Below are 12,740 nucleotides of genomic sequence, written 5' to 3'. Positions count from 1 at the left end.
GGCCAGCAACCCGTCAACCCCCTTCTGTGAATTTTCTTTTCGACGGAACGAACGGCCCGCATGGCAATAGTGTGGCGCGCCAGATTGGCAACATCAAAATTAGTTAGTCATCCGATTTAATCTAGAGATCCGTCCGGAACAAAAATCAACCAACCGACCCGGCCGCGGCGACCGCGAAATTAAAGTTTGCGTCCCCACGGCCGTCAACCAGGTTATCCCGCGACCTAAACCACTACCGACCATGGACAATCCTGTCGAGGAACACGTCGAGGAAAACTCGCCCGCTGCGCTTTCGCCGGCGCTCAGTCCGGTAGCGGTGCCAGTTGGCACGCCCCTCGACTGGCCGATCGTCGACAGCGACGGCACACTGCTGTTCGCCAGCGGAACCATCCTCGCGACCCCGAACGAGCGCGATTTCCTGTTCGGCAACTTTCATCCGCAACGCGGCGACCTGCTGGACTCGACCGTCCAACCGCCGTCCGAAACCGCCCAGCCGGGGGACTCAAGCAGTCCACTGACACTCCGGGACATGCATCTGGAAATAGGTGCATTGATCGGCATGCGTTCGCAGGTCGGCAGCGGTGCGCCGATGCACCCGTGCCGCATCATCGGTTTCGCGCCGAATCACGCGCTCTTTGTCACGCCGCCGCTACACGGGGGCCGCATGCTGCCGCTCGGGCTCGGCGAAAACGTCGAGATCGTCGCGATCGCGAGCCACGCCGTGTTCCGTTTCGTTTGCACGGTCGAAGCAATCTGCCGCGCGCCGTTCGATTACGTCGTGCTGTCCAGGCCCGACATGGTCCGCCGTCTGCGCGAGCGCAAGTCGATCCGCGTCCGCGCACACCTGGCGGTGCGCTTCGGTCTTGGCGAAACAGGAGAAACGTACGAAGGGCTCGGCCGCGCGAAAGGCATCAGCGCCCTCGGCATGTCGCTGACCGCCTCGTGGACCTTGGGCGCGGTCGGTGAGCGGCTGCGGGTGGCCTTCCGTCTGAAGTCGGCGGACCTCGATACGGAGATCGTGACCAGCGCCATCATCCGCAATGTGCAGAAAGGCAGCGGTCCCGGCGAGCCCTCGCATCACGGGCTCGAATTCGATCGACTCGACGCGGCTCAGCAGATGGCGATGAAAGTCTACGTCTTCGACCGGCAGGACGACGTGCTGTACTGGTCGCACGGCTTGAAATAAACAGCGCGGCAACGCGCGGGCGGCGCAGCGCACGCGCCGTTCAGCCAATCAGCTCCTCCGGCATCAAGCATCGCGCGCCCCACGCCTTCGCGAGCGTGGCACAGCGGCCCAGCCGGATCGCCTCACGCTCGAAATCGACGAATACGACCTCGTCCGCCACGAGCGGGCGAGCCGGCTCGTCGCGTGTGCGGCCGTCGGTCAAAACCCATAACCAGCGCTGCTGGGCCGGCCTGAACCGCGCACTACGTTCCAGCAACTGCGCTGCCCGGCGGATGCCGGCATCCAGCGGCGTGCCGCCGCCACCGCCAACCGGCCTGAGCCACCGTTCGTTCCACCAGCGCGGCACAGCCGGGCCGAAGCGCACGTCCGCGCCAGCACCGCCGAAACAGATCAGCGCAGCCTCGTCGCGCGCGGCGCTCGCGCGGTCGAACAGCGCGATCAACAGACCCTTGGCGAGCGCGAGGCGCCGCCCGGCCAGCATGGAGCCGGAGCAATCGAGCACGAAACAATGCAGCACGCCGCCGCGCGGCGCCTCGCGCACGAAGCGCAAATGCTCCGCACGCAGCGCGTCCTGGCGCATCGCGGCGAGCGTCTGCGGCCATGCGATGCGTTTGCCCGGCTGGCCGCGCGAATTGACCCGCACATGGCCGCGTGAATTCACGCCTGCGCGTTGCCGCCATCGAAAACCGCTGCGCGAGTCAGCGGCGGCGCCCTTCCGATGGCTCAGCGTTTTTTTGCGTCAAGCGGCAACACCCGTTTGACGTGCGTGGTCGCGGCGGGCTCGGGCGGCAGGTAACCCCAATCGTTCTCGCCCGCAACGGCGGCCGACGGCGCGTCGTCGCCCAGCGCGGCTGCCGGCGGACGGTCAGAGCGGGAAGCCGTATGCGGCTGCGCTTCGCCGTTACGCGTGTGGCCGGCCGCTTGCCCGTCATCCTGACGACGCTGCCGACGCCGATGAATCAACACCGCTTCAGCGACGCACTCCACATGCTCCACGGTCACCGCCCCCGCCTGCTCCAGTGCGGCCAGCGCGCGCGCCGCGCGCAGCATCACGAGATCGGCACGCAGGCCATCCACGGCTGCGTCGATGCACAACGCGCTGACATGCGCATGCACGGCGTCGTCGAATGTGAGTTGCGGCAGCGCTTCGCGCGCCGCCCGAATCCGCTCGACATACTCCGCCTGCTGCTCCGCATAGCCCGCGCGAAACCGTTGCGCATCGAGATCGAACGCGAGCCGCGCTTTCACGATCGCCTGACGCACCGGCGGCTCGAAGCAATTCCGCAACTCGACCATCAAGCCGAAGCGGTCGATCAATTGCGGCCGCAACTCGCCTTCCTCGGGGTTCATCGTGCCTATCAGCACGAAGCTCGCGTCGTGGCTGTGCGATACGCCATCGCGTTCGACGGTATTCACGCCGCTCGCCGCCGCGTCGAGCAACGCATCGACGAGCGCGTCGGGCAACAGGTTGACTTCATCGACATACAGCACGCCGTCGTGCGCTTTCGCCAGCAGGCCCGGCGAAAACCGCACCGTGCCGTCGCGCAGCACGGTTTCGATATCGAGCGTGCCGATCAGCCGATCCTCGCTCGCGCCAAGCGGCAGGTTCACCAGCTGCCCTTGCGGCAACAACTCCGCGAGCGCGCGCGCCGCGGTCGACTTGGCCGTGCCCCGCGGCCCGCTGACCAGCACGCCGCCGAGCCCGGGGTCGATCGCCGCCAGCAGCAGCGCCTGCTGCAACGGCGCCTGGCCGATCAGCGCGGCAAACGGAAACGCGGGCCGCTGGACGGGCCGCCCGGTCGCCTGCTGGGTCGCTGCCGGGTGTGTTGCATTCATGTTTGCCTTCCTTCGATCTGCTGCTCGCTCGCGAGCAGATGCTGTTCGACTTGCGCGCGATACTCGCCCGGCGCCTGCCACAAACCCCGCTGCATCGCTTCGAGCAGACGCTCGCAGATCGAATGCAACGCATGCGGGTTGTGCCGCTGCAAGAACTCGCGGGTATCGGCGTCGTTCAGGTAAGCATCCGTGACGAGCGCATATTGATGATCCGCGATCACGCGCGCGGTCGCGTCGTAACCATACAGATAGTCGACGGTCGCCGCGATTTCGGCCGCGCCCTTGTAGCCGTGACGCTTCACGCCATCGAGCCATTTCGGATTGACCACGCGCGAGCGCACCACCCGCGCGATCTCCTCATGCAGCGTGCGCACGCGCGGCGCGGCCGGGTTGCTGTGATCCGCGTGATACACGCTCGGCTGACTGCCGGCCAGATGCCGCACCGCCGCGACCATGCCGCCCTGAAACTGGTAATAGTCGTTCGAATCGAGCAGATCGTGTTCGCGGTTGTCCTGGTTCTGCAGCACCACGTCCAGCGCGGCGAGGCGCGCGCCGAACGCATGGCGCGCCTCTTCGCCGGCGCTCTTTTGCGTGTACGCGTAACCGCCCCACGCCTGGTACGCGTTGGCCAGATCGGCGTCGGTTTGCCATTGCCGCGTGTCGATCATTTCCTGCAGACCCGCGCCATACACGCCGGGCCTTGCGCTGAACACGCGCCAGCCGGCGCGCTTACGCGCCTCGGCGGGGTCCATGCCGCGCGCGACGAGCGCATCGCGTTCGCGCTGCACGCGCGCGCGAATCGGGTTCAGCGCTTCGGGTTCGTCGAGTTCGGCGACCGCCTGCACGGCGGCGTCGAACAGATGCATCACGTTTGCAAACGCGTCGCGGAAGAACCCCGACACACGCAACGTGACATCGATACGCGGGCGATCGAACGCCTCGATCGGCATGATCTCGAAGTCGGTCACGCGATGGCTGCCAGCTGCCCATTTGGGCCGCACGCCCAGCAGAGCGAGCGCCTGAGCGACATCGTCGCCGCCGGTGCGCATGGTCGCGGTGCCCCACACCGAGAGTCCGATCGCGCGCGGATAGTCGCCGTGTTCCTGCAGATGCCGCTCGATCAACTGCTGCGCGGATTTCAGTCCGAGCGACCACGCGGCTTGCGTGGGAATCGCGCGCGTGTCGACGGAATAGAAATTGCGGCCGGTGGGCAGCACGTCGGGCCGTCCACGCGATGGCGAACCGCTCGGCCCCGGCGGCACGAAGCGTCCTTCGAGGCCGCGCTTGAGTTGCAGCATCTCCTGCGGACCGCATGCGTCGAGCCGTGGCAGCACATCGTCGCGCAAACGCGCGATGACCTGCCCGGCTTGCGGCAACGTGCCGGCCGGCGGTGTCACGAGTGGTGCCGGGCACGGCGTGTCGTGCGCATCGGGCCGTTCACGGCACACACCGCTCAACATCTGCGCAGCCAGCAACTCCAGCCGCTCGCGCGTATCGCCGCAATGCCGCCAGGGCGCATCGCTCACCTGCCGCAATACCTCGGGACGCGGGCCGTTCCACACTGCCGACCAATCCACCGACAACGGATCGAACAGGTGGTCCATGCGCAGATCGCGCGCCAGCGCGTCGATCAAGCCGGCCTTGCCGCCTTGCCCATCGCCGACCGGAAAGCGCGCCAGCGCCAGCAGCGTATCGCGCCGCTGCACACCGGCGGGCGACTGCCCGAACGTGTGCAAACCATCGCGAATCTGCGCCTCCTTCAACTCGCACAGCCACGCATCGACGCGCGTGAGCAGCGCGTCCTCGTCGTCTTGCCCGCTCGGCGCGGCGAGACTCAGCTCCTCGTGCAGCTTGTGCTCGACGATGGTCGCCAGAATCGTGCGCCGCAACAGCTTCGAGCGGCGCGGATCGACCATCAGCGCTTCGTAGTATTCGTCGACCTGGCGTTCGAGGTCCTGCAACGGCCCATAGCTTTCCGCGCGCGTGAGCGGCGGCATCAGATGATCGACGATGACGGCCTGTGCGCGGCGTTTGGCCTGGCTGCCCTCGCCCGGATCGTTGACGATGAACGGATACAGATGCGGCATCGGCCCGAGAATCAGATCGGGCCAGCACGCATCGCTCAGCGCGACGCTCTTGCCGGGCAGCCACTCGAGATTGCCGTGCTTGCCGACATGCACGACCGCGTCGATGCCGAACTGATGACGCAGCCAGAAATAGAACGCGAGGTAAGCATGCGGCGGCACGAGTTCCGCATCGTGATAGCTCGCATAGTCGCCCTGCTCGCGCGAGCGCGACGGCTGGATGCCGACGAACACCTGCCCGCAGCGCCAGCCCGCGATCATGAAACGGCCGCGCCGCAACGTCGGGTCCTGCTCGGGCGCGCCCCAGCGCGCGTTCAATGCGTGCCGCGCGGCGGCGGGCAATGCGTTGAAGTGCGTCAGATAGTCGTCGAGCGCGAGGCTTTGCAACGCGGGGCGCAGATCGCGGACCACTGGATCGTTGGTCACGCCCTCGGTGAGCTTCTGCAACAGCGCGTCGCCGTGCGCGGGCAATGGCGCGAGACGATAGCCCTCGTCGCGCAGCATCGCCAGGATGCCGACCACCGACGCCGGCGTATCGAGACCCACGCCATTGCCGATGCGCCCTTCGCTCATCGGATAGTTGGCGAGAATCAACGCGAGCTTCTTGTCCGCATTATCGAGCGAACGCAGACGGCACCAGCGGCGGCTCAGTTCGGCGAGAAAGCTCACGCGTTCGAGGTCCGGCTGATAGCGGACCACGTCGACCTGGGTATGCGGGCAGCGATACGCGAGCCCTTTGAAACTGATCGCGCGCGTGATGATGCGGCCGTCCACTTCCGGCAGCGCGACATGCATTGCGATATCGCGCGAATTGAGACCGTGGTTGTCCTTGAGCCAGTCGTCGCGATTGCCGCCGCTCAGGATCACCTGGAACACCGGCGCGTCGCCGGCGAGCGCGAGCGGCTCGGGGTCGTCGATCGCGGATGCGGCGAAGGCGGTCGTGTTCAGCACCAGCGCGACCTCGTGTTGCGCGCACAACGCCTGTACGATTTCACGGCTCATCGTGTCTTTCAGCGACGTGATCGCGATCGGTAAAGGATTGAGCCCTTGCGATTCGAGCGCGTCGATCAGCGCGTCGAACACCGCTGTGTTGGCCGCCTGCAGATGCGCCTTGTAGAACAGGATCGCCGCGACCGGCGCACCCGGCTGCCAGCGCGCCTGCCAGTCGGCGATGGTCGGCACGTCGTGCCCGGGATGGTAGAGCGACGCGGCCGGCAACGCGCGGGGCGGCGCAGGCTCGCGCCCCCAGCCGAACGCGCGGTACGCGATGCAGCGCAGAAACGCTTCGGCATTCTGCGGGCCGCCTTCGCGCAGATAACGCCACAGCTGATGACACAACGCGGCGTCGGCCGTGCTGCGCGCGAGCAGGTTCGGATCTTCCTGCAAGTCGCCGGAAAACATCGTGAGCGACTGCTGTTTGCGCTGCGCGAGCGCGACCACCTGTTCAATGCCATACGGCCAGTACGCCTCGCCGCCGAGGTGATCGACCACCACCACCCGCGCATGCTGCAACACATCCTCGACGTAGAAGTCGACCGAGGCCGGTTGCCGCAGATACGTGACGTTCGCGAGCCGCACGCTGGGGAAACCCTCGCCCAGCCGCGGGAACACGCTAGCGAGCAAGGACAGCGTGGTGTCGGCGGAACTCAGCACCACGATATCGGCGGCCTGCTGATCGATACGGATCACGCCTTGCGTATCGTCGACAAAGCCGCCCGGCGTCGTGCGCAGCAGATGCATGAGCGCTTATGCCTCGCGCGCTTCGGCGTGCGACGGCACGCCGAGCGCCGCCTCGAACGCACTTTGCAGCGCGGCCTGATCGAGATCTGCGCCGATCAGCACGAAGCGGCTTTGCGTACCTTCGCCAGCCTGCCAGCGCCGGTCGAAGTAACTGTCGAAGCGCCGTCCCACGCCCTGGATCACAAGCCTCATCGCCGCACCCGGCAATGCCGCGAAACCTTTGACGCGGTAAATCGTGTTCGTTTCGACCAGTCCTTGCAGCGCGGCGATCACCGCTTCGCGCGACGGCGCGTTCGCCTGCACGACCACCGAATCGAATTCGTCGTGGTGATGATCGGCGTCGTCGGCGGAACCGTGGTGATCGTGGCGCAGGTGGATGGTTTCTTCCGAGGCCGCTTCGAGACCCAGCAGCGTATGCAGATCGAGCTGGCTCCTATGCGCGCGCACGATCTTCACCTGCGGCGGAATCTCTTCGCGAATCACGGCTTCGACCGCGCTTTGCTGTGCTTCGTCGAGCAGATCGGTCTTGTTCAGAATCACCAGATCGGCCGCGGACAACTGGTCTTCGAACAACTCGTGCAGGGGCGACTCGTGATCGAGATTCGGATCGGCCTTGCGCTGCGCATCCACCGCCACGGGGTTGTCGGCGAACTGACCGCTTGCGGCAGCCGGACCGTCGACCACCGTCACGACTGCATCGACGGTGAAGCTGTTCTTGATCTGCGGCCAGTTGAACGCCTGCACGAGCGGCTTGGGCAGCGCGAGCCCGGAAGTTTCGATCAGCACGTGATCGATCTGCTCGCGGCGCTCCACGAGTCTTTCCATCACCGGAAAGAATTCTTCCTGCACGGTGCAGCACAGGCAGCCGTTCGCGAGTTCATACAGTTGGCCGTCGGTCTCGACGCCGTTCTCGTCGCAACCGATCCCGCAACCCTTGAGGATTTCCCCGTCGATGCCGAGTTCGCCGAACTCGTTGACGATCACCGCGATGCGCTTGCCGCCCGCATGCTGAAGAATGTGCCGCAGCAGTGTGGTCTTGCCGCTGCCGAGAAAGCCCGTGACGATGGTGACGGGAATCTTGCGCATTTGAGTTTGCATCGTGAGGTCCATCCGTAGACGTTGCGCGAGCGCGGGACTGAGGTCATGAACGTGCCGTCGCATCCCCGCGACGAGCGTCCTGCGTATTCTGGCCGGTATCCGGGCTGGCGAAAGCACCGCTTCCCTGCCCGGGCGAGTGATTTCTCGCCCAGTGGTGATATGCCGACGCGGCCTTGCGCGTGGACATCGAAGCCGGCTCTGCGGCGCCTGGCGATGAACCCGGCGCTGCTTGTCGCTTACCGTTGCAGGAAATCTGCATCCCGTATACCGACGTATCGCAGCATCTACGGGTGTGTCGCGACTTCCCCACAGGACGGGTACCGCCGCCAGAAAGGACTGCAATTATGCAACGTATTAACCTCACGCGTGAACTGCAAGCCTCGATTCGCATGGACGGCCCCGACGTGCGCATCACTCCCAAAGACGCCACCAACTTCTACTGGCATTAGCGTCCAATGCGCTCACCAGCGTAGCAAACGCCTCACCGCTTCCATCACCGCATCTCAGGTCGGCCTTGATGCATCGGTACGCTTCACGCGATAACCCTGGTATGGGTTGCCATCTTCCTCTCGCGCGCCCCGACAGATCACAAGCGTCCTAATTAAAAGCAGCGCGCTACCGAGGGAAAATACCTAGCCCGAACGTAAACGGTTTCCTTGACACGAATATTCACCGATGTGAATATAAGTTCACCCACGAGAAGTTATGTTGGATCCCGAATCTGGGCACGAGCGCCGTCCACGCGCCACGCTGTGCTGTTCAGCGGGCGAGGAACAGGCCATCAGGCGGGTTCACGCTGCCTGATCGTAAATCAGGACTACATATTTTATAGATGGGCAGGCGTGAAACACCGGGCGCGATGAAGAAGCCATCGATCCGGTTCCGGCGCCTGACGAGTGGAGACAGGAGATGAAAGTGGACGCGAATTCCGGATCATTGAGCGGCTTGAGTGTGGTCGACCTGTCGCGTGTGCTGGGCGGACCTTATTGCGCCCAGATCCTGGCCGACCACGGCGCCGAGGTTATCAAGGTCGAGCCACCGTCCGGCGACGAAACGCGCACCTGGGGTCCGCCGTTTGACGGCGACACGGCAGCGTATTTCCAGGGCGTCAACCGCAACAAGCTGGGTGTGATGCTTGACCTCACACAGCCTGACGAACGGGAAAAGCTTCTCCAGCTGCTGCAGACGGCCGACGTACTGATCGAGAACTTCAAGGTCGGCACGCTGGACCGCTGGGGCATCGGCTATGAACAGGCGTTACAGGCGCGCTTTCCGCGGTTGGTGCATTGTCGCGTGTCGGGCTTTGGCGCAGACGGACCGCTGGGTGCGCTGCCGGGTTACGACGCGGCGGTGCAGGCGTTGAGCGGCTTGATGAGCGTCAACGGTGAAGCCGGCGGGGCGCCGCTGCGCGTCGGTGTGCCGGTCGTCGACATGGTAACGGGACTCAACGCGGCACTCGGCGTCCTGATGGCGTTGCGTGAGCGGGACATCAGTGGACTCGGGCAGTTCGTCGAATCGACGCTGTTCGATAGCGCGCTGTCAATCCTGCATCCGCACACACCCAACTACTTCTGTTCGGGTAAGGAACCTCAGCGTACCGGCAACGCTCACCCCAACATCACGCCATACGACCTGTTTCATACCGGCGGCGCTGACATCTTTCTCGCGGTCGGCAACAACTCGCAGTTCGCCGCGATGTGCGCGGTCATCGACGCGCCCCAGCTCGCGAGCGATCCGCGCTTCACCGACAACAGGATGCGCAGCACACATCGTCGCGAACTACGCGCCGAGCTGGAAAGCCGCTTTGCTTGCCGGGATGGAGTACAGCTCGCCGACACGTTGATTCGCCACGGCGTTCCATGCGCGCCGGTGCTTACGCTGGGTGCGGCGCTTGATCATCCGCATACCGCCCATCGCGGCATGTGCGTGCGGATCGGAACCTACCAGGGCATCGCCTCGCCGATCAAGCTGAGCCGTACCCCCGCCACATATCGAACCAGACCGCCCGGGCTGAACGAGCACATGGAGCAGCTGTTCGGCTGCAAGGGCACTGAAGACGCGCCAGCCTGACACGTCGTCGAGAACAGATCAACAGCACGCGACCCCGAGTCGCGCAGGAGACAGACATGTGCAACATTGACTTACCCGGCTGGCACGAATCGTCACGGGCACCGGCAGAGCCGAAGCGAAGGGCCGCGACGTGCGCGACTTCGTTCTCTGATCCACGCCTGCCGCCGCGCGTGACGTTCCCGCTGACCTGCCAGGGAGCCGCCCCATGCTCGCGCTGACCGGTACTGTCGCGATTGTCGCGTTGTTCGCGCTCATCACGAAACGCCTGTCACCGCTTGTCGCGCTGATTCTCGTGCCAGTCGTGGCGGCGCTCGTGGCCGGCTTCGGGCTGTCGACCGGCAAGTACATCGTGCATGGGGTGCAGAACATCGGTCCGATTGCCGGCATGTTCGTGTTCGCCATCCTGTTCTTCGGGATTCTGACCGACGCGGGCATGCTCGATCCGGTCATCAACGGCGTGCTGCGCGTGGTCGGCTGCCATCCGACGCGCATCGTCATGGGTTCGGCGTTGCTCGCGCTACTTATCCACCTGGACGGCTCCGGCGCCGTCACGTTCCTCGTCACACTGCCCGCGATGATGCCGATTTACACCCGCCTCGGGCTCGATCGCCGGATACTCGCCTGCGTGACGTCAATGGCCGCCGGCGTGAATTTTCTGCCGTGGGTGGGGCCGATGCTGCGCGCGTCGGCGGCGCTGCATATTCCCGGCACCGTGATTTTCTATCCGATGATTCCGGTGCAAATCGTCGGTCTGTGCTTTGTATTTGGCACTGCGTTCATGCTCGGCAAGCGCGAGGAAAAGCGCCTGGGCTTTGATCGCGCAAGTGCTGCGGCGGCCACCATCACGCTGCGGGAGCTGACACCGGAGGAACAGGCGCTGCGCCGTCCGGGACGTTTCTGGATCAACTGCGCGTTGACGCTGGTGGTACTGGCGACACTCGTGTCCGGCATCGTCGATCCGATGGTGATGTTCATGATCGGCACGGTGGCCGCGCTGATCATCAATTATCCGAATGTCCAACAGCAGCGCGAACGCATCGATGCCCATGCGAAGGCCGCGCTGATGATGGCGAGCGTGCTGCTGGCGGCCGGTGTGTTTACCGGCATCATGTCTGGCACCGGCATGCTGACCGCCATGGCTCAGGTCGTCGTGCAACATGTGCCGGTGGAACATGCCCGCCACATGCCATTCGCGCTCGGTCTTGTGTCGATGCCGCTCAGCCTGTTGTTCGATCCCGATTCGTTCTACTTCGGCATCCTGCCCGTGCTGGCCGAGAGCGCGAAGCTGCTCGGCGTACCGCCGGTGCAGATGGCGCAGGCCGCGCTGCTCGGGCAGATGACGACGGGCTTCCCGGTCAGTCCGCTCACGCCAGCGACGTTCCTGATCGTCGGGTTGACCGGCGTGGAACTGGCCGAACATCAGAAGTTCACGATTCCATTTCTCTTCGCCGCTACCGTGCTGATGGTGTTTGCCGCGGTACTCGTCAGTGTATTTCCGCTTTGAATGCGCTCAGGCGCAGGTACGACACAGGACCTCTCACATGAATTTCGACCTCACCGAAGACCAGCAATCGATCCAGGCGGCAATCGAAAAGATCTGCGAAAAATTCGACGACGAATACTGGCTGGAACGCGACCGTGAAGGTGGCTTCCCGCACGACTTCCACCGCACGCTGGCGGATGCCGGCTGGCTCGGTATCGCGATGTCGCCGGAGTATGGCGGCGCGGGTCTTGGCATGACCGAAGCCGCGCTGATGATGCGCACGATCAGCGGCTCGGGCGCGGGCCTGTCGGGAGCCTCGGCAGTGCATATGAACATCTTCGGCCTGAATCCCGTGCAGGTGTTCGGCAGTGACGAACAGAAACGGCGTTTTCTGCCGCCCCTGATCGAAGGGCGCGACAAGGCGTGCTTTGCGGTGACCGAACCCGACGCCGGCCTCGACACCACGCACCTGAAAACCCAGGCTGTGCGCGACGGCGATCACTACGTGCTGACCGGCCGGAAGATCTGGATCTCAACCGCTCAGGTCGCCAGCAGGATGCTGATCATCGCGCGCACGACGCCGCTGGAACAGGTTGCCAGGCCAACGGAGGGCTTGAGCCTGTTCTACACGGAGCTTGACCGCTCCCGCGTCGAAGTGCGGGAAATCGACAAGATGGGCCGCAAGTCGGTCGATTCGAACATGCTGTTTATCGACAACCTGCGGGTGCCGGTGGCCGATCGTATCGGCGATGAAGGTGCGGGTTTTCGCTATCTGCTGCACGGGCTGAACCCTGAGCGCATCCTGATCGCAGCGGAGGCGATCGGGCTCGGGCAGGCAGCCTTGCGGCGCGCGACTCAGTATGCGAAGGAGCGCGTCGTGTTCGGCCGGCCGATCGGTCAGAACCAGGGCATCCAGCATCCGCTCGCGCAGGCCTGGATGCAACTCGAGGCGGCGAACCTGATGGTGCTGAAGGCGGCGTCGTTGTACGACGCGGGCAAGCCCTGTGGCGCTGAAGCGAACGCAGCAAAGTATCTGGCGGCCGAGGCCGCGTTCCAGTCGTGCCAGACGGCGATGGCGACGCTCGGCGGCATGGGCTATGCGAAGGAATACCACGTCGAACGCTATCTGCGGGAGTGTATGATTCCGAGGCTCGCACCCGTGAGCCCGCAGATGATCCTGTGTTTCATCGCGGAGAAAGTACTGGGCCTGCCGAAGTCGTATTGATCGCCGCACAAAGGCAGG

8 protein-coding genes are annotated in these 12,740 nt (G+C 64.8%); 4 read left to right on the top strand and 4 right to left on the bottom strand.

Annotated elements, in window-relative coordinates; genetic code table 11:
* Positions 1-241 precede the first annotated feature (241 nt).
* Positions 242-1,186, top strand: a complete 945-nt coding sequence (locus tag PQR02_RS22670; RefSeq protein WP_408236102.1) for a flagellar brake protein — start codon at positions 242-244, stop codon at positions 1,184-1,186.
* A 40-nt stretch (positions 1,187-1,226) separates the two neighbouring features.
* Here PQR02_RS22670 and PQR02_RS22665 read toward each other — a convergent pair whose 3' ends face one another.
* The 4 genes from PQR02_RS22665 to cobW form a co-directional block, all read right to left on the bottom strand.
* The gene (locus PQR02_RS22665; protein ID WP_408236117.1) at positions 1,227-1,766 is read right to left on the bottom strand and encodes a vWA domain-containing protein; all 540 of its coding nucleotides are present in this window, start codon (positions 1,764-1,766) and stop codon (positions 1,227-1,229) included.
* 143 nt (positions 1,767-1,909) lie between these two features.
* A complete protein-coding gene (locus PQR02_RS22660) occupies positions 1,910-3,022 on the bottom strand; it encodes a magnesium chelatase ATPase subunit I (protein WP_408236099.1) in 1,113 nt (370 codons plus the stop codon).
* Positions 3,019-6,846 carry a cobaltochelatase subunit CobN gene (gene cobN / locus PQR02_RS22655; RefSeq protein WP_408236096.1) on the bottom strand — a complete coding sequence of 1,276 codons (3,828 nt, stop codon included), beginning with the start codon at positions 6,844-6,846 and terminating at the stop codon, positions 3,019-3,021. The genes PQR02_RS22660 and cobN overlap by 4 nt, the downstream gene beginning before the upstream one ends.
* Positions 6,847-6,852: 6 nt before the next feature.
* Complete coding sequence (gene cobW, locus PQR02_RS22650; RefSeq protein WP_408236093.1) at positions 6,853-7,944, bottom strand: cobalamin biosynthesis protein CobW; 1,092 nt, start codon at positions 7,942-7,944, stop codon at positions 6,853-6,855.
* A gap of 915 nt (positions 7,945-8,859) precedes the next feature.
* On the opposite strand from cobW, the gene PQR02_RS22645 reads away from it, so the two are divergent.
* The 3 genes from PQR02_RS22645 to PQR02_RS22635 all read left to right on the top strand — a co-directional run bounded on the left by PQR02_RS22645 (position 8,860) and on the right by PQR02_RS22635 (position 12,722).
* The gene (locus tag PQR02_RS22645) at positions 8,860-10,014 is read left to right on the top strand and encodes a CaiB/BaiF CoA transferase family protein (protein WP_408236090.1); all 1,155 of its coding nucleotides are present in this window, start codon (positions 8,860-8,862) and stop codon (positions 10,012-10,014) included.
* Between the two features lie 205 nt (positions 10,015-10,219).
* Complete coding sequence (locus PQR02_RS22640) at positions 10,220-11,518, top strand: CitMHS family transporter (RefSeq protein WP_408236087.1); 1,299 nt, start codon at positions 10,220-10,222, stop codon at positions 11,516-11,518.
* A gap of 37 nt (positions 11,519-11,555) precedes the next feature.
* A complete protein-coding gene (locus PQR02_RS22635; protein ID WP_408236084.1) occupies positions 11,556-12,722 on the top strand; it encodes an acyl-CoA dehydrogenase family protein in 1,167 nt (388 codons plus the stop codon).
* Positions 12,723-12,740: the final 18 nt, after the last annotated feature.

Origin of the sequence: Paraburkholderia sediminicola, from assembly GCF_046026895.1 — a bacterium.
GTDB lineage: Bacteria > Pseudomonadota > Gammaproteobacteria > Burkholderiales > Burkholderiaceae > Paraburkholderia > Paraburkholderia sediminicola_C.
This window is presented reverse-complemented; position numbering and strand designations above follow the sequence as displayed.